Origin of the sequence: Peteryoungia aggregata LMG 23059 (assembly GCF_030814435.1) — a bacterium.
GTDB classification, from domain to species: Bacteria; Pseudomonadota; Alphaproteobacteria; order Rhizobiales; family Rhizobiaceae; genus Allorhizobium; species Allorhizobium aggregatum.
Genome location: NZ_JAUSUW010000012.1, coordinates 92826 through 110486, shown reverse-complemented (window position 1 = coordinate 110486; position 17661 = coordinate 92826). Strand labels below are relative to the sequence as shown.

The following is a 17661-nucleotide window of genomic DNA, read 5'->3' as shown; positions in this document are numbered from 1 at the left end:
GTATTCGGCACGACTGATGAAACTGCGGCGAGGCTGGTAGGCATTCATGAATTCGGCATATCTGTTCAGAGTTGGCCTCGGTCTGTTTGGTCTTTTCGGCGTGACTGCTGGTTTGTCCGGCTGCGTCGGAAGCCCGACCTACGGCACCGACAAGACGGCGATGGAGCAGCTGGTCGACGACGTCGGCTCGGCCGTGTCGCTGGCTCCGCGCGAACCCGCCAACAAGGGCACCAAGTACAATCCGCGCCCTGATCTCGTGCTGCCGCCGGGCGGCACTCAGACGGCAGCGCTTGTTGCGCCGCAGGCATCGGTCGCCAGCCGCGAAACCAATCCGGAATGGGTTGAATCGCCCGAGGAAGCGCGTGAGCGGCTCGTCGCCGAGGCTGACGCCAATGCCGACAACCCACGTTACCGTTCGCCGCTGCTCGCCGGCTACGGCACCGCCGGCACCATGACCGAGACCCAGAAGTGGCAGGCCTTCCGCGACGCGCGCCAGCTCCAGAAGGGGGCCTATCTCGACCAGCGTCGTCTCCTCTCCGATCCGCCGGCGGAATACCGTCAGGTCAACGAAGTCGCACTCACCGACCTCGGCGAGCCTGAAGTCAAGAAGGAAAAGCGCCGCAAGAAGGAAGCCAAGGCCGCCCAGCAGGGTAGCTCGTGGTGGATGCCCTTCCAGTAAGCGCTTTCCGATTCAAGACATGACAGGGCAGGGCGGAAACGACCTGCCTTTTTTCTTTGAGGTATCCCGATGAACTTCACCATTCGCCCCGCGACACCTGCGGATGCCGCCGTGATCCTCGGTTTGATCACCGAACTTGCCGTCTACGAAAAGGCGGGCCATGAGGTGGAGGCGACCGAGGAGACGATCCGGACCTCGATTTTCGGTGAAGGCTCCGTAACGGACGCAGCGATCCTGGAGTGTGATGGTAAGCCCGCCGGTTTTGCTGTCTGGTTCTACAACTATTCCACCTGGCAAGCGCGGAACGGCCTCTATCTTGAGGATCTCTACGTTTCCCCTGACCAACGCGGCTCAGGCGCCGGCAAGCTCCTCCTCAAGCACCTGGCGCGCATTGCCGTCGAGAAGGGCTGTGGTCGCTTCGAATGGAGCGTACTTGACTGGAACGCACCGGCGATCCGCGTCTACGACGCGATCGGTGCCGAGCCGCAGACCGAGTGGATCCGTTACCGGCTGGCCGGCAAGGCCCTGGAGGCCTTTGCCAGCGCCGACTGAATGGCCCCGGCTACGGTTCAGTCTTCGTTCTCGACCGTTCGGGCAACGAGCGCCATGTGCACCGCCTGCAGCGGAGGGCCCAGGAAGGCCAGCCACAGCAGCGCCATGTTGCGTTCCGCAAGGTCGTTGCGGGACAGAATGAAGATCAGCACCATCAGCGCGAGCATCAGGACCGGCGTTGCGGCAATGGCCACGAGCCGGGGTGCGCGCCAGTTCACCGTTCCGCTTGCGGACCATTGCATCGGCAGGCGGCTGGTTTCGGGCGAGATATTGCGATGGGCCCAGGTCGCAATCGCGGCCATGGCCAAGATCGATAACACCAACGCGACATAGATCATCAGTCCCTCCTGTTCTGGAAGAAGCTCTTGAGCATTTCGGCAGCCTCGCTTTCCCTGATACCGGAATAGACCTCGGGTATGTGGTGGCAGGTCGGTTGCTGATAGAAGCGCACGCCGTTCTCCACTGCTCCGCCCTTGGCGTCGCCGGCAGCATAATAGAGTCGCCGGATCCGGGCAAAGGAGATCGCCGCCGCACACATCGTGCAGGGCTCGAGCGTCACATAAAGGTCGGCATCGACAAGGCGTTCATCACCAACGATTGCGGCGGCCCGTCGGATGGCGAGGATCTCGGCATGAGCGGTCACGTCATTGAGCGCGCGCGTCTCATTGCCGGCCCGCCCGAGGATCTCGCCGTCGCGCACGACTACGGCACCGATCGGAACCTCGCCGCGCTCACCTGCGGCGCGAGCCTCCTCGAAGGCCGCTTCCATGAAGCCTTTTGTCTTCCCCATGCACGAACTTTCCACTTAACCAGAGCCGCGTGACCTGATACGACAGCCCAAACGACAGGCAAACAGCAAATGACATTCAAAGACAAGTCCAGGCGTCCGGGGGGCAAGCCCTCCGACCGCAGCGGCAAGCCGCAAACCAGAAAACCGTCCGCCAAGCCGTCCGCAGCCTCCGCAGACAAGCCAGCCCGCGTGGCCCGCGCCGAGGCATCGGCCAGCGACGACACCATAAAGCCCGAGCGCATTTCCAAGCTCCTCGCGCGCGCCGGGGTCGCATCCCGCCGCGATATCGAGCGCATGATCATGGAAGGCCGCGTGGCCGTGAACGGCAAGGTGCTCGAAACACCGGTGCTGAACGCGACGCTGGCCGACAAGATCGAGGTCGATGGCCAGCCGATCCGCGGCATCGAGCGCACCCGTCTCTGGCTCTACCACAAGCCGGCCGGCTTGGTGACGACCAATTCCGATCCGGAAGGCCGCCCGACCGTCTTCGAAAACCTGCCGGAAGACCTGCCGCGCGTCATGTCCATCGGCCGCCTCGACATCAACACCGAAGGCCTGCTGCTGGTCACCAATGACGGCGGCCTCGCCCGCGTGCTCGAACTGCCGACCACCGGCTGGCTGCGCCGCTACCGCGTGCGCGCCTATGGTGATGTCGATCAGCCGGCACTCGACGCGCTGAAGGAAGGCATTGCCGTCGACGGCGTACTCTACGGCGCGATCGATGCGACGCTCGACCGCAAGCAGGGTCACAATGTCTGGATCACCATGGGCCTGCGTGAAGGCAAGAACCGTGAGATCAAGAACGTGCTCGGCGCGCTCGGTCTCGAGGTCAACCGCCTGATCCGTATCTCCTATGGTCCCTTCCAGCTCGGCGATCTGCCGGAAGGCCAGGTGCTCGAAGTGCGTGGTCGCATGCTGCGCGACCAGCTCGGCCCCCGCCTGATCGAGGACGCCAAGGCCAATTTCGACGCTCCGATCTATGCGCACGGTGTCGAGACCGACGAGGAAGAGGTCGCTGCACCGGCGAAGAAGCCTGGCCGCGAGCAGAAGGCCGACTGGGGTCGTGACGAGCGCCCCGCAGACAAGAAGCGTGCTGCACCGAAGGACTGGGCTGACAAGGGTGACAAGCGCGAGCGCGCACTTGGCCGCCTCGACACCCGCCGCGACGATGGCAAATCTGGCGACAAGTTCGCCGACAAGCCGAAGCGCCCGTTGGGCAACACGAAGGGCCGCACGGCCAATGTCTGGATGGCGCCTGGCGCCCGTCCGCTTGGCGAAAAGGCAGCCGCTGCAGCTGCCCGTCGCAAGCCCGATCCGCGTGGCGCAAAGCCCGCCGAACGTTTTGACGACCGTCCGACCTCCACCGTCCAGATTACCCGTGCCCGTGACGAAGAGGGTGATTGGATCCGCGCCGACGGCCCGGACCAGAAGCCCGGCGGTCGCGGTGGCGACCGTGGCGAAAAGCGCGGTGGCTTCGGCGACCGTCCCGCCCGTCGCGATGGTGACGACCGCGCTCCGCGTCGTGAAGGTGCAGACCGCGGCCCGCGCCGCGAGGGTGCAGACCGTGGCCCGCGCCGCGAAGGAACGGATCGTGGCCCGCGCCGTGATTTTGGCGATCGTGCAGAACGCGCACCACGCCGTGAAGGCGATGACCGCGCGCCGCGTCGTGAAGGCGCAGACCGTGGTCCACGCAAGGACTTCGGCGACCGCGGCCCCCGCAAGGATTTTGGTGATCGCGGTCCTCGCAAGCCTTTCGGCGACAAGCCGGATCGTCCGCGCACGGAACGGTTCACGCCGGATCGCGCCCGCGATGACAGGCCGCGTGATGACCGTCCTCGTGACGACCGTCCCCGTGACGCCAGACCGCGTGATGATCGCCCTCGCGATGATCGTCCCCGGGGCGAGCGTCCGGCTGGCGACAGGCCTTTCGGTGACAAGCCGCGTGGCGCAAGACCTGCGGGCGACCGTCCCTTCGGTGACCGGCCCGCTGGCAAGTCCTTCGGCAAGCCGGCTGGCAGACCGGCTGGCAAGTCATTTGGCGGCAAGCCTGGTGGCGGCAAAAGCTTCGGCGGCAAGCCGGGCGGGCGCCCTGCCGGTGGCCCACGCTCCGGCGGCCCGGGTGGCAAGCCCTCCGGTCCCCGCACGGGCGCCCCCAAGGGCAAGAGGTAAGCCGTCATGCGCATCGTTGGCGGTGAGTTCCGTGGCCGCACGCTGGCCACGCCCAAGTCCAATGACATCCGGCCGACCGTCGACCGGACGCGGGAAAGCCTGTTCAATATCCTCGCGCACGCCCATCCGGGCGTGCTCGATGGCACCCGCATTCTCGACCTCTTCGCCGGCACAGGTGCGGTCGGCATAGAAGCGCTGTCGCGGGGCTGCAAGTCGGCCCTGTTCGTCGAGAACAGCGTCGAGGGCCGCGGCCTGCTCTGGGAAAACATTGATGCCTTCGGCCTGCATGGCCGTGCTCGCATGTTGAGGCGCGACGCCACCGATCTCGGCCCTTCCAACAACATCGAGGCCTTCGAACTGGTCTTCGCCGATCCGCCCTATGGCAAAGGTCTCGGCGAGAAGGCTTTGCTGTCGGCCCATCAGGGCGGCTGGATCGCGCCGGGTGCCCTCGTCATCCTCGAAGAACGCGGTGACGTGCAGGTGTCCGTCGATCCGGTTTTCGCCTTCCTGGAAGAGCGCACCTTCGGTGACACGAAAATGTACTTCTTTTCCTATAGGCCAGCCTGATCCCCGAAACGGAGAAAAGCTGGCCCATGGATCTCGTCGCTGAAACCCCGATCCCGTCAACAGCCGTGAAGGCCGATCCGACCATTGGCCTCGCCCTCGGGGCAGGGGGCGCGCGCGGCTTCTCGCATATCGCGGTGCTCGAGGTCTTCGACGAACTGGGCATCAAGCCGACGCTGATTGCCGGCTCCTCCATGGGCGCGATCCTCGGGGCCGGGTATGCCGCCGGCATGAGTGGCCGCGATATCCGTGACTATACGCTGGAACTTGCCGATAACAGGGCGCTGGTCCTGAACCGTTTCTGGAGCCTGCGCCCCGCCAGCATTCGTGCCCTCGGCGGCTTCCGCCTCGGCCAGTTCAACCTGCCACGCCTCTTGCGCGCCTTCCTGCCGCCGCAGATCCCCGAGAGCTTCGCCGAGCTCGGCCTGCCGCTCACCGTGATTGCCACCGATTATTACGGCCAGTGCGAGATGGTGCGCACCGAAGGCGATCTCTACGAGGCGCTCTCCGCCTCCGCCGCCATCCCGGCCCTCTTTGCCCCGGTAACCATCGAACGTCGGCTGATGATCGATGGCGGCATCTTCAACCCGGTGCCCTACGACCATCTCGTCGGCAAGGTCGATATCCTGGTGGCCGTCGACGTGATCGGTGCGCCGGAAGGTGACGGCTCGCTGGTGCCGAACCGCATTGACAGCCTCTTTGGCGCTTCGCAGCTGATGATGCAGTCGCATATCGCGCTGAAGATGAAGATCTGCCAGCCCGACATCTACATCAGGCCGGAGGTCAACAGCTACAAGGTCCTCGACTTCTTCAAGGCTCGGCAGATCCTCGAGATCTGCGACCGCCTGAAGGATCCGCTGAAGCGGGATCTTGCCGCCCGCATCGAGGACTTTGTGCGCCGCTGACGGATCATGCGGCTGGCGCGTCCCGTTCGGGCTCCACCGTGTGAATGGGCTTTTTCGGCTTGATCAGCGGCTCCGGCTTCACCGGTCGCTTGTGCATCAGCTCCCGCCCCGCGAGGATTCCTTCCTGGGCTTGCAGTTTCAGCCGCTCCTCGTCCCGCCGGCGAATGTCCTCGCCGATGTCATAGGCCTCGTCTTCGCTGGCGCCGAGGCCTTCCAGCGTCCGCCGTCCGAAGAGCAGACCCGACTCGAAGGTCTCGCGCAGCTCGTATTCCACGTCGCGCGCGCGCAGTTCCAGGCTGTGTACCCGGTCGTACGACCGCACAAACAAACGCACATCAGGATATTCGGAGCGGATGAGATCGACGATCTTGTCGGTGATCTCCTTCTTGTGGGTGCAGACAGCGACGATCTTTGCCCTCTCGATGCCGGCGGCGCGCAGCATGTCGAGCCGGGTGCCATCGCCGAAATAGATGCGGAAACCGAAGGTCGACGCCTGTCGCACGCGGTCCGGGCTGTCGTCGAGAATGGTGACATCGCGCCCGCTCGCCAGCAGGATCTGGGCGGCAATCTGTCCAAAACGGGAGAAGCCCACCATCAGCACGTCCGAGCCGGCCCCCTCGAAATCTTCCTCGATCTCCTCCTTTTCGCTCGCCTCACGCGCCAGCAGCTTTTGCCCGATCAGCGCCGTCAGTGGCGTGAGTGCCATTGACAGGGTCACGATCGAGATCAACAGGGACGACTGGCCGCTGCTGAGAACACCGACCGCCGCAGCGGTGGTGAAGAGAACGAAGCCGAACTCGCCGCCTTGAGGCAGAAGCATGCAGATCCGCAGAGCATCCCTATGGGGTGAACCCGCGACCCGGCAGATCACATAGAGGACCAGCGCCTTGACTGCCATGAGAAGCGGCACGGTCACCGCGATCAGGGCCAGGTTGTCGACGATCACCTGAAGTTCCATCGAAAGGCCGACGGCGATGAAGAAAAGCGCGAGCAGCAGCCCGCGGAACGGCTCGATGTCGGCCTCCAGCTCGTGGCGGTACGAGGATTCGGCCAGCATCACGCCGGCCAGAAAGGCGCCCATCGCCATGGAAAGCCCGGCCACCTGCATCAGATAGGCTGATCCGAGCACGACGAAGAGGGCTGCCGCGATCATCACCTCGCGCGCGCCGGTTCGCGCGATCACCTGAAACAGCGGCGTCAAGAGGTATCGACCGGCAAGGATCATGCCGATGACGGCCCCGACGGCGATGGCCACCTCGATCACAGCGGATTGTTGCCCGTCACCACTCGGTGTTCCGAGCACCGAGACCATGGCCAGCAGCGGCACGATGGCAAGGTCCTGGAAGAGCAGGATGGAGAAGGATCGCTGACCATAGCGACTGTTCATGTCACCATAGTCTTCGAGCAATTGCAGCGCGAATGCCGTGGACGAAAGCGCCAGGCCGAACCCTGTGACCAGTGCGGCGCGCCAGTCGAGCAGACCCGAAGCAAGTGCGATGCCGGTCAGCGCCAACCCGGTCAGCATCACCTGCGCCGTGCCGAGCCCGAAGATATCACGCCGCATGTGCCACAACCGGCTGGGTTTCAACTCAAGGCCGATGATGAAGAGAAGCAGTACGACGCCAAGCTCCGCCACGGCGAGGATCTCGCCGGACCCGCCGATCAGGTGCAGCACCGGTCCGATCACCACGCCGGCCGCCAGATAGCCGAGGACCGTGCCCAGTCCCAGCTTGCGGAAGATCGGTGCTGCGATCACAGCGCCGCCGAGCAACAGAAGGGGCTGGGTGAAAAGAGCTTCGCTCGCGCCTGCCAATGCAATTCTCCTCGTTCGCCGGCATCTGCCGAGCCTGCTCATTTGATGCCATGCCGGGCTCGTGAACGGAAAAGCCGGAACCGCCCTTGATGCACCTTGTAAGGCACAATAAATGGAGCGGGAAGGAAAGGCCAAGCCATGCCCAATCAAATCGATTCCGCCAATCTCCTCGAACGCGCCGAGCAACTCGTCGATCTGGCCATCAAGGCCGGTGCCGACAAGGCGGATGCCGTGGTCGTCCGCTCCCGATCCAAGGGCGTCAGCATCCGTCTCGGCAAGGTCGAGTCGACCGAGGCGTCCGAAAGCGACGACTTTTCGCTGCGTGTCTTCATCGGTCGTCAGGTGGCGTCCGTCTCGGCCAATCCCGGTTTCGACCTGACGGCGCTTGCCGAGCGCGCTGTCGCCATGGCCAAGGTGTCGCCCGAAGATCCCTTCGCCGGTCTCGCCGACGAGAGCGATCTCGCCCGCGACATCCCCGATCTTCAGCTCTTCGACGATACGGAAGTGTCGAGCGACCAGCTGCGCGAAAGCGCGCTTGCCATGGAAGATGTGGCCCGCTCGGTGAACGGCGTCAGCAACTCGCTGGGTGCCGGTGCCTCCGCCGGCATGGGCGGCCTGGTGCTCGTCACCTCCCACGGCTTTTCCGGCAGCTATGCCGGCTCGCGCTTCTCCCGCTCTGTCGGCGTCATCGCCGGCGAAGGCACCAAGATGGAACGCGACCATGATTTCGACAGCCGCCTCTACTTCGCCGAACTCGATGGGCCCGAGGAAATCGGCCGCCGTGCTGCAGAGCGCGCCATCCGCCGCTTGAACCCGCGCCAGGTGCCGACGGCATCGAACTTGACGGTCGTCTTCGACCCCCGCGTCGCCCGAGGCTTTGTCGGCACGATCGCCGGTGCCATCAATGGTGCCTCGGTCGCCCGCAAGACGTCCTTCCTGCGCGACAAGATGGGGCAGCAGGTGCTGAAGGCTGGCCTCAATATCACCGACGATCCGCTGAAGGTGCGCGGCTCCTCGTCTCGGCCCTTCGATGGCGAGGGTGTGTCGGGCAAAGCGATGACCATGATTGAGGACGGCGTGCTCAAGCACTGGTTCCTGTCGTCGTCCGCCGCCCGCGAACTTGGGCTGAAGACCAATGGTCGTGGCGTCCGGGGTGGAACGGCGGTCTCGCCGTCCTCTACCAACCTTGCGCTGGAGCCTGGTGACATCTCGCCCGAAGACCTGATCCGGAGTGTCGGCACGGGTCTCTACATCACCGACATGATCGGTCAGGGTGTCGACATGATCACGGGCGAATACAGTCGGGGTGCGAGCGGCTTCTGGATCGAGAATGGCGAATTGACCTATCCTGTTTCAGAGATCACCATCGCGTCCAATCTCAAGGACATGTTCATGCGGATCACGGTGGCCAACGATATCGACCGCAAGTTCGGTGTCGCAGCTCCGACGCTCGCCATCGAGGGCATGACCCTTGCCGGGCTCTGATCGACAGACAAAGGACGGGCTGCGCTTCGACTGGCAGGCCGACCTCGCTCTGATCACCGATGCGGCCCGGGAAGCTGGCAAGGTGGCCATGGCCCATTTCGGCCAGTCTCCGGAAGTCTGGTGGAAGAACGAGGGCCGCTCGCCGGTCAGCGCCGCAGACTACGCGGCCAACAAGATCCTGGAGGAAATCCTCCGCCACGCCCGGCCCAATTATGGCTGGCTGTCGGAAGAGACGGACGACGATCCGGCGCGCCTCTCCTGTGAGACCCTCTTCGTCATCGATCCGATCGACGGCACCCGCGCCTTCCTGGCCGGCAAGGACACCTGGTGCGTCTCGGTGGCTGTCGTCCATAAGGGCAAACCCGTCGCCGGCATCCTTGTTGCCCCATCGCTCGGCGAAGAGTTCACGGCAGCAGCCGATGGCCCCGCCCGCCGCAATGGCCAGGACATCACCGTCTCCACGGCCGGCATCGAAGGCAGCCTGAAGATGGCTTCGGCCCAGGACATGGTTGCCAGCTTCAGCCCGGTGCTGAGGCCCCGCATCGAACGCGTCGAGCACATCCCGTCGCTTGCTTACCGGCTGGCACTTGTCGCCGATGGCCGTATTGATGCGACGCTCGTCAAAAAGAGCTCGCACGACTGGGATCTCGCCGCCGCCGATCTGATACTGACCCGGGCAGGCGGCTCGATCACCGACCTGGATGGTCAGGCGCTGGTCTACAATCGCGAAGACGTAACCCATCCGGTGCTGTGTGCAGCATCGTCCGAGCTTCTTCCGGCATTGCTGAAGAACATCACGCGAATTCCACGGAGTTGACCTTTGCAGCGAAATCGCGCAGATGAAAGCCGACTGACTGAGAATGGGAAAAGGCCGCAACGATGACGGAAACCAACGAAAACAAGCAGCTTCTCCATCTGGTTTTTGGCGGTGAACTGTCGAGCCTCGAAGAGGTCCAGTTCCGCGATCTGAACGACCTCGATATCGTCGGCATCTTCCCCGATTACGCCAGCGCCCTGGTGGCCTGGAAGGCGAAAGCCCAGGCGACGGTCGACAATGCGCATATGCGCTATTTCATCGTCCACATGCACCGGCTGCTGAACCCTTCGGAGAAGTGAACCGGAGCACGGCGGCTCTCCCAAGGCCGCTGGGGATGACCCGCAAGGGTCACGTTTTGAACTCAGTCTTCTTGCATCTCTATTGTTGCGTAGCGCCGCCTCCTGAAAGGGCAGAATGGCATTGTCGATGAAGATGAGCAGGTTCTATCGATGGCACTGAGCGATGGCCTAGCCTCCTTCGCCTTGAGATCCTACGGCTGGCTGGGCCTCGCGGCCTATCCGCTGTCGGGACCGATGCTCGCTTACCGCGCGGCCAAGGGCAAGGAAGACAAGGCGCGTCGGGCGGAGCGGTTCGGCCATGCGAGCCTTCCGCGGCCCGCCGGTCCGCTCGTCTGGATCCATGCCGCAAGTGTTGGCGAAACAACAGCCGTTGTCGCCCTGATGCGTGAACTGCGCCGCCGCGACATCCACGTACTCTTGACCACCGGAACCGTGACATCAGCCGAAGTGGCCAAGAACCGTCTCGGCGACATGGTCCTCCACCAGTATGTGCCGCTTGACCTCCTGCCATCGATCCGCCGCTTCCTGGATTACTGGCAGCCGGACATAGCCATCGGCGTCGAATCGGAAATCTGGCCGACGACGCTTGCCGAGCTGCATCGCCGCCACATCCCGCAGATCCTCGTCAATGCCCGCATGTCCGATCGCTCCTTCGATCGCTGGAAGCGGCATCCTTCGATTGCCGAAACCCTGTTTGGCAAGCTGGCGCTGGTCATTGCCCAGTCCGATCTCGATGCCGAACGCTTCCGTGATCTCGGTGCCTGGCCCGTCAGCGTATCCGGCAACATCAAGGTCGACAGCGACGCGCCGCCCTGCGACGAACAGGTGCTGGAGCGGTATCGCCAGCAGATTGGAGAGCGCAAGACCTGGGCGGCGATTTCCACCTTCGACGGCGAAGAGAAAATCGCCTCCATGGTCCATCGGGCCCTGAAGGCCCATACGGGAATGTTGACCGTTCTCGTCCCGCGCCATCCCGAACGCAGCGACGAGATCGAGGCCATGCTGGTGGAGAAGGGCCTTGTGGTCGCCCGCCGAACCCGCGGCGATGTCGTCACCGCCGAGACGGACGTCTTCCTCGGCGATACCATCGGCGAGATGGGCCTTTATCTTCGCCTGACAGAAGTTGCCTTCGTCGGCCGGTCGCTCTCCGCCGATGGTGGGCAGAACCCGCTGGAACCGGCCATGCTCGGCTGCGCAGTTCTGTCAGGTCCGCAGGTCAGCAATTTTCGCGAAAGCTATCAGCGGCTCGTGCGCAAGGGCTCGGCCCGCATCGTCCGCGATGCCGAAATGCTGGCCAAGGCAGTGCATTTTCTCCTGAACAATGACATGGCACGGTCCAAGATGATCGATGCCGGGCAGGAAAGCATGCAGGAGATGCGTGGCGCCCTGACTGCGACGCTGAAGGGGCTCGAGCCCTATATCAGCCCGCTTTCGGTCAAGGCCAAACTCGAACCGCGCACCGCCAGCCAGAGCTGATCCTCCAACAGGAACTTTTCCATGCAGCAGAAGCCTAAGATTGCCGGCATCCTGTTCGACAAGGACGGGACACTGCTCGATTTCGATGCGAGCTGGGGACCCGTCAACCGCAAGGTGGCCCTGATGGCGGCAGACGGTGATCAACCGCTGGCCGACCGTCTGCTGACCGCCTGCGGCATGGACCCGGTGACAGGAGCCATCGTTCCGGACAGCCTGTTCGCCTCCGCCAATACGGTCGAGATCGCCGAAGGCATGATCGATGCCGGCTCCCCCTTCACGCTGCAGGGTCTGGTACCGAAGATAGACGACTGCTTTGCCGAAGCCGCCCAGCTCTCGGTGCCGGTGACGGAACTCAAGCCGCTCTTTGCCCGCCTGCATGGCAAGGGCATTCGTCTCGGCATTGCCTCCAGCGACAACGAACGGTCGATACGGGTTGCAGCCGAGCGCTTCGGCATCCTGCCCTATGTCGATTTCGTCGCCGGTTACGACAGTGGTCATGGCAAGAAGCCGGAAGCCGGCATGGTGCTGGGCTTCTGCGCCGCGACCGGGCTTGCACCGTCGGAAGTCGCTGTCGTCGGCGACAACAATCATGATCTGCACATGGGTCATAATGCCGGTGCCGGTCTGAAGATCGGCGTGCTCTCCGGGACGGGTTCGCGGGAAACGCTGGCGCTCCACTCGGACATGATACTCGCCGACATCACCGAGCTCGAAGCCGTCCTCAACTGACGGCGCGCGTGCCATTTCGGCACGGCTGTGCTTGACCGCCAGACGTTGCGATGCTTCTTGTTGCGCCCGAGGGAAGGCGCCAAGGGGGCGCCGAGGTCACGAACAGGGACGAGAATGGTATCCGAGGCACCGCCTTTCTGGTGGACCAAGACCGGCTGGCAGGCGATCTGCCTCTATCCGCTCTCCTTCGTCTATGGCCGCATTTCCGGTGCCGTCATGCGGCACCGCCGCCGTCACGCCTTGCCCGTCCCCGTCGTCTGCGTCGGTAACTTCACTGTCGGCGGCGCCGGAAAGACCCCGACCGCGATCGCCCTTGCCCGTGCGGCTAAGGCCAAGGGGCTGAAGCCGGGCTTCCTCAGCCGCGGTTACGGCGGATCGCTTGATGTCACCACCGTCGTCGATCCGCATCACCACCGCTCGACGGCTGTTGGCGACGAGCCCCTGCTGCTCGCCCGTGAGGCGCTCACGGTGATTTCCCGCCGCAGGGTAGCCGGTGCCGAAAAGCTGGTGGCCGAAGGCGTCGATCTGGTCATCATGGACGATGGCTTCCAGAGCGCCCGACTGCTGGTGGACTACGCGCTGATCGTCGTCGATAGCCTGCGCGGGATCGGCAATGGCTGGGTGGTACCCTCCGGCCCGGTGCGCGCACCGCTCGGCATCCAGATGCGCCAACTCGATGCGATCCTCAAGGTTGGCAAGGGCGATGCTGCCGATCAGTTCGTCCGCAAGGCGTCCCGCAGCGGCAAGCCGGTGCTGGTTGCCAATGTCATGCCGCAGGCCGCAGGCGAGCTTTCGGGCGTGTCAGTTCTGGCTTACGCAGGCATTGCCGATCCGCAGAAATTCTATCGCACGCTGGCAGACCTGGGCTGCGTCATCGCTGACCGGCAGGATTTCCCGGACCATCACCATCTCGCCGACGACGAGATCGCCGATCTTCTGTCCCGTGCCGAAAAGCAGGGCCTGCAACTGGTGACCACGGCCAAAGACAGCATCCGCCTCGCAGGCGGTCACGGCCAGGCGGCAGAATTGTCGAAAAGATCGAAAACCGTGGAAATCGACATGGTCTTCGATGACCCCAAGGCACCTGATCTGATCATCGACAGGGCCATCGAGGCCTGCCGGCGCAGGCGTCTCGTCAAGAAGAACTGAGGCTCAGCGGTGCTGGTTCGGAAGCGCGCCGGCGCGCTTCTCGGCTTCGAGCGAGGCCGCCGCATCTACATAGGCTTCCTGGCGTGCGACGCTCCAGTATTTCAGTTCGTCAACCAGCACCGGGCGTCCGGTGATCGCGCAGGTGACGAAGGTCCCCGGCGTCAGGATCTGGAAATCGGCATCGAGATAGCGGATCTTGGCTTCGCGGTTTCCGCCGCCTTCGAAACGGTTCATCACTCTTCTCCTGCGCCGCGTGTCACGGAACTGCAATACAGCGCCCTCCCGGCGAATGAAAGATGGCTCGCGTCAAAACCCGTGCGTGGCAAGCTCAGCTCCGCCCGAACAGCCGTTCGATATCGGAGAGCTTGAGCTCCACATACGTCGGCCGCCCGTGATTGCACTGACCCGAACCCGGCGTCTGCTCCATCTGGCGCAAAAGCGCGTTCATTTCCTCGACCCGCAGCCGTCGTCCCGAGCGCACGGACCCGTGGCAGGCCATGGTCGCCGCCACATGTTCGAGCTTGGCTGACAGCCGGTCGGCTGTATCCCATTCGGCGATCTCGTCGGCAAGGTCGCGCACCAGCTGCGTCGCGTCCATCTCGCCCAGCATCGCCGGGGTCTCGCGAACGGCAATGGCACCAGGCCCGAAACGCTCGATCGCAAGCCCCAGCTGTTCCAGGCTTTCCGCATGGGTCATCAGCCTATCGCAATCCTCTTCCGGCAAATCCACGATCTCGGGGATCAAGAGCCCTTGCGAGGGAAGGCGTCGCCCTATGAGCGCCTTGCGCATCTGTTCGAAGACGAGCCGCTCATGGGCGGCATGCTGGTCGACGATGACAAGACCGTCCTCGGTCTGCGCCACGATGTAATTGGCATGCACCTGCGCCCGCGCAGCACCCAGTGGATAGCTTGCAATGGCCTCGACGGAAGCGCTCTGGGGGAGAGGGGAGGGGATCGGTTCGCTTCGGGCTGTTGGTACCGACAGGCTGTCGAATGCCGCCTGCGCCGCCTCGCCAAAGCCGCGCGCAGCCGGAGCGGCAGCCGCCGCAAACCCGCCGCCAAAGCTCGGCGCTGCCCCATGGAGAGGCCGTGACGGCGAACTGGCGGGTGACCATGCCTGCGCCGGTTGCGGCGAGAACCCCGGGCGAAACGCCCGCAGCATGCCGCCGGCCCCGGTCGTTGCCGCCCGGTCGCCCTCCCGTTGCAGGGATTGCCGGATAGCCCCGACGATCAACCCGCGCACCAGCGCCGGATCGCGGAAGCGCACATCCGATTTCGCCGGGTGCACGTTGACGTCGACCAGCGCCGGGTCGAGCGTCAGCGACAGTACGGCCACCGGATAGCGCCCCTGCGGGATCGTCTCCGCATAGGCACCGCGGATCGCTGACAGGATCTGCTTGTCCTGCACCGGGCGTCCGTTGACGAAGGCATATTGATGGGCAGAATTGCCCCGGTTGAAGGTCGGCACGCCGGCAAAGCCTGTTAGCCGCACATCCTCGCGCTCGGCATCGAGCTCGATCGCATTATCCTTGAAGTCCGCACCCAGCACCTGGGCGATGCGCGCCAGATGATCGTCGCCGGTGCCGGGAAATTCGAGCGTCGAGCGGTCGGTGCCTGAGAGCACGAAACGGATTGCCGGAAAGGCGATCGCCATGCGCTTGACGATCTCGCTGATCGCACCCGCTTCCGCCTTCTCCGTTTTCATGAATTTCAGCCGCGCCGGTGTGGCGAAGAACAGGTCACGCACTTCGACCGTCGTGCCCGGATTGGCCGCTGCCGGCCGCACGTCCCCCACCTTGCCGCCGATAACAGCGATCTCCGCGCCGCTGTCGGCGCCGGCCGGACGGCTGGTGATCGTCAGCTTCGCCACCGAGCCGATCGAGGGCAGGGCCTCGCCGCGAAAGCCGAGCGAGCGGATATCGAACAGCGTCTCGCTGAGCTTCGAGGTGCAGTGCCGGCGGATGGCGAGCGCCAGATCCTCCGGCCCCATGCCGCAGCCATTGTCGATGACGCGCAACAGCGTCTTGCCACCGCCGGCCGTCGCCACCTCGATCCGGGTAGCACCTGCGTCGATCGCATTCTCGATCAGTTCCTTCGCCGCGCTGGCCGGTCGTTCGATGACCTCGCCAGCGGCGATCTGGTTGATGAGGGTTTCTGAGAGCTGCTTGATGATCATCTGCCCATTTTCGCGGATTCGGGCGTCCGACGAAAGGCAAATCGTATCGCAGCGCCGTTCATGCCCATCATTAAGCCGGCCTTAACGGAATGTCTCTAGTTTGAACAATGACTTGCAATGTCTCTGGAGCAAGTCTGCTGGCAGCGGAATGAGGACACGGGCCGGAGTGTCTTCGGTATTTCTCCCTGCCTGACGCGCGGTTCGGCATGTGTCACGACCAGGCATCAGCCCGATACAATTCCCGTTGCTCCCCGCGACGAGGTTCCTAGAGGCAGCAGTGTGAGCGAGTTTCCACAGGCCCCCGGCCAGGACAGGAGATGGCAGGGGTCCGACAATCCGTCGGCCGAAGCCTCTCTCGACGCCGCCCTGCTGGACGCCGTATCTGAGGCCTTTTCCTCAGCCTTTATCGTCTATGACCGCAACGACCATCTGATTTTCGCCAGCCGCAGCGTGCGCCAGTTTCTGCCTTTGCCCGCCAGTTGCTTCGAGCCGGGCACGCGCTTGAGAGATGTCCTCGGCGCGGCATATGATGCGGGTCTGCGCCAAGCTGCAAGCGGTCAGTCGGATCCGGTCGCATTGAACCGCGAAGAGTGGCTGACCCGCCAGATCGCCGCCCATTGGAAGGAGCGTCACGAGGTCCAGTCCTGCGACGGCAAGCGCTGGACCCGTTACTCGAAACGTCGCCTGTCCTCCGGCTTCGGCTTTTGCGTGATGAGTGACATCACCGAGCAGAAACGCCGCGAGGAACAATGGCGCGCTGACATCGAGCGTGTGCAGTTGACCGAGGAAATCCTCGACAATCTGGCCCATCCGGTCTTCGTCCAGGACCGCAACCTGCAGCTCGTCGCGGTCAACAAGGTCTTCTGTTCGGCGGTTGCCGTCGGCGCCGACAATGCGCTGGGTGGCACGATCAACAGTGTCTTCGAGCCAGAGATTGCAGGGCGACTTGCAACGGTTTCGCGTCAGGTTCTCGAAACCGGCATTACCTCCTCGCTCATTCTGCCCATGCGGCTCTACGGCGATCCACCGCGTTCTATCCTCGTCCATGTCCAGCGTGTCGGCAAACCCGGGCGCTACCTGGTGGTCGCGAGCCTTGGTGAGGTCGGCGGGACCTCCGAGGCGTCCTCACATCCTGATGAACAGGCGCCGCTCTCACGCGAAGGCGGCTCCGAGCACGCTGGGCTCGATGGTCGGCTCGCCGGTCGCAAGGCACTGCTCGTCACCGGTGATCGCGAGTTCGAGGCCTGCGCGACCGACATCCTCCAACTGCTCGGTCTCGACAGCTGCTGCGTCCGTGACGACCACGAGCTCGACGCCTTCCTGGCCGTGGCCCGGTCGGTCGGGGTGACAATCGACCTGGCCATCGTCGACGTCGACCTTGATATGCGTTGCCTGGAGCTGCTCCAGGCGGTCGACGTGGACTACGTTACGCTGCAATCCTGCGACATCGCCAGCGATCTCGCCTTCACCGTGCTCGACCGGATGACCGCCCTGCAACCCGCACCCTTGCCTGTGGATGACTGGGAAATCACCACTGAGGAGAGCCTCGCGCCGTCGGCAGCGATTGCGGAAGCCGGATCACGGGATGTGCGGGCCGAAGGGCCGGCACCAGTCGCGGCCCCGCCGACACCGTCCCTTGTCCTCGTTGCAGAAGACAACGAGATCAACAAGATCGTCTTCTCCCAGATCCTGGAGGGCTTGGGCTACGCCTACCGAATTTGCGCCGATGGCGAGACCGCGCTACGTCTCTATTCCGAATTACGCCCCGCCATCATCCTGATGGACGTCACGCTGCCTGGCATTAACGGCTTCGAGGCGGCGCGGCGCATCCGCCAGATGGCGCAAGAGGGACCCGTACCCACGCCGATCATCGGCGTGCTCGCGCAGGCATTCGACCGGGATCGCGAAGCCTGTTTCGCCTCCGGGATGAACGACGTGATCCTGAAGCCGCTAAGCCCTGATGTGCTCGATCAGGCGATCCGGCGCCTTGTCCCCGACATCGCCAGCCTCGCTTCCACGGGCTGATCTACCCGATTTCTGGGGAGGCTTCAGCGCCGG

At 64.1% G+C, this 17661-nt stretch carries 17 protein-coding genes; 12 read left to right on the top strand and 5 right to left on the bottom strand.

Annotated elements, in window-relative coordinates:
• Positions 1-46 precede the first annotated feature (46 nt).
• Both J2045_RS18705 and J2045_RS18700 read left to right on the top strand, forming a co-directional pair.
• Positions 47-679 carry a hypothetical protein gene (locus tag J2045_RS18705; RefSeq protein WP_166601902.1) on the top strand — a complete coding sequence of 211 codons (633 nt, stop codon included), beginning with the start codon at positions 47-49 and terminating at the stop codon, positions 677-679.
• A 69-nt stretch (positions 680-748) separates the two neighbouring features.
• A complete protein-coding gene (locus J2045_RS18700) occupies positions 749-1231 on the top strand; it encodes a GNAT family N-acetyltransferase (RefSeq protein WP_307375637.1) in 483 nt (160 codons plus the stop codon).
• Positions 1232-1248: 17 nt separating this feature from the next.
• On the opposite strand, the gene J2045_RS18695 is transcribed toward J2045_RS18700, so the two are convergent.
• Together J2045_RS18695 and J2045_RS18690 are read right to left on the bottom strand one after the other, a co-directional pair.
• The gene (locus J2045_RS18695; protein WP_307375634.1) at positions 1249-1569 is read right to left on the bottom strand and encodes a hypothetical protein; all 321 of its coding nucleotides are present in this window, start codon (positions 1567-1569) and stop codon (positions 1249-1251) included.
• Positions 1569-2021 (bottom strand): nucleoside deaminase, encoded by a 453-nt coding sequence (locus J2045_RS18690; RefSeq protein ID WP_307375631.1) that lies wholly within the window; start codon positions 2019-2021, stop codon positions 1569-1571. Before J2045_RS18690 ends, J2045_RS18695 begins: the two co-directional genes overlap by 1 nt.
• Before the next feature lie 69 nt (positions 2022-2090).
• Between J2045_RS18690 and J2045_RS18685 the strand changes: the two genes are divergently transcribed.
• Genes J2045_RS18685 through J2045_RS18675 form a run of 3 tightly spaced genes read left to right on the top strand, consistent with a single transcriptional unit; the run spans position 2091 to position 5659 of the window.
• Complete coding sequence (locus tag J2045_RS18685) at positions 2091-4190, top strand: pseudouridine synthase (RefSeq protein WP_307375628.1); 2100 nt, start codon at positions 2091-2093, stop codon at positions 4188-4190.
• A 6-nt stretch (positions 4191-4196) separates the two neighbouring features.
• Complete coding sequence (gene rsmD / locus J2045_RS18680) at positions 4197-4757, top strand: 16S rRNA (guanine(966)-N(2))-methyltransferase RsmD (RefSeq protein WP_102019383.1); 561 nt, start codon at positions 4197-4199, stop codon at positions 4755-4757.
• Positions 4758-4783: 26 nt separating this feature from the next.
• A complete protein-coding gene (locus J2045_RS18675) occupies positions 4784-5659 on the top strand; it encodes a patatin-like phospholipase family protein (protein WP_307375625.1) in 876 nt (291 codons plus the stop codon).
• 4 nt (positions 5660-5663) lie between these two features.
• On the opposite strand, the gene J2045_RS18670 is transcribed toward J2045_RS18675, so the two are convergent.
• Entirely contained in the window at positions 5664-7514 is a 1851-nt protein-coding gene (locus J2045_RS18670; protein ID WP_307375623.1) for a monovalent cation:proton antiporter-2 (CPA2) family protein, read from the bottom strand.
• A gap of 96 nt (positions 7515-7610) precedes the next feature.
• On the opposite strand from J2045_RS18670, the gene J2045_RS18665 reads away from it, so the two are divergent.
• The 6 genes from J2045_RS18665 (at position 7611) to lpxK (ending at position 13427) form a co-directional block, all read left to right on the top strand.
• Complete coding sequence (locus J2045_RS18665) at positions 7611-8957, top strand: TldD/PmbA family protein (protein WP_307375620.1); 1347 nt, start codon at positions 7611-7613, stop codon at positions 8955-8957.
• A complete protein-coding gene (locus tag J2045_RS18660) occupies positions 8944-9774 on the top strand; it encodes a 3'(2'),5'-bisphosphate nucleotidase CysQ (protein WP_307375618.1) in 831 nt (276 codons plus the stop codon). The genes J2045_RS18665 and J2045_RS18660 overlap by 14 nt, the downstream gene beginning before the upstream one ends.
• A 62-nt stretch (positions 9775-9836) precedes the next feature.
• Complete coding sequence (locus J2045_RS18655) at positions 9837-10073, top strand: DUF4170 domain-containing protein (RefSeq protein WP_166601911.1); 237 nt, start codon at positions 9837-9839, stop codon at positions 10071-10073.
• Between the two features lie 156 nt (positions 10074-10229).
• Entirely contained in the window at positions 10230-11549 is a 1320-nt protein-coding gene (gene waaA / locus J2045_RS18650) for a lipid IV(A) 3-deoxy-D-manno-octulosonic acid transferase (protein ID WP_307375694.1), read from the top strand.
• Positions 11550-11570: 21 nt separating this feature from the next.
• Positions 11571-12278: an HAD family hydrolase gene (locus J2045_RS18645; RefSeq protein ID WP_307375616.1), complete on the top strand. Its 708-nt coding sequence runs from the start codon at positions 11571-11573 to the stop codon at positions 12276-12278.
• 114 nt (positions 12279-12392) lie between these two features.
• A complete protein-coding gene (lpxK, locus tag J2045_RS18640; RefSeq protein WP_307375614.1) occupies positions 12393-13427 on the top strand; it encodes a tetraacyldisaccharide 4'-kinase in 1035 nt (344 codons plus the stop codon).
• A 3-nt stretch (positions 13428-13430) separates the two neighbouring features.
• On the opposite strand, the gene J2045_RS18635 is transcribed toward lpxK, so the two are convergent.
• Together J2045_RS18635 and mutL are read right to left on the bottom strand one after the other, a co-directional pair.
• Positions 13431-13661 carry a DUF2093 domain-containing protein gene (locus J2045_RS18635; RefSeq protein WP_307375612.1) on the bottom strand — a complete coding sequence of 77 codons (231 nt, stop codon included), beginning with the start codon at positions 13659-13661 and terminating at the stop codon, positions 13431-13433.
• A gap of 94 nt (positions 13662-13755) precedes the next feature.
• The gene (mutL, locus tag J2045_RS18630; RefSeq protein ID WP_307375609.1) at positions 13756-15603 is read right to left on the bottom strand and encodes a DNA mismatch repair endonuclease MutL; all 1848 of its coding nucleotides are present in this window, start codon (positions 15601-15603) and stop codon (positions 13756-13758) included.
• Positions 15604-15882: 279 nt separating this feature from the next.
• Here mutL and J2045_RS18625 point away from each other — a divergent pair, with 279 nt between their 5' ends.
• Positions 15883-17628 (top strand): response regulator, encoded by a 1746-nt coding sequence (locus tag J2045_RS18625; RefSeq protein WP_307375606.1) that lies wholly within the window; start codon positions 15883-15885, stop codon positions 17626-17628.
• The last annotated feature ends 33 nt before the right edge of the window (positions 17629-17661 follow it).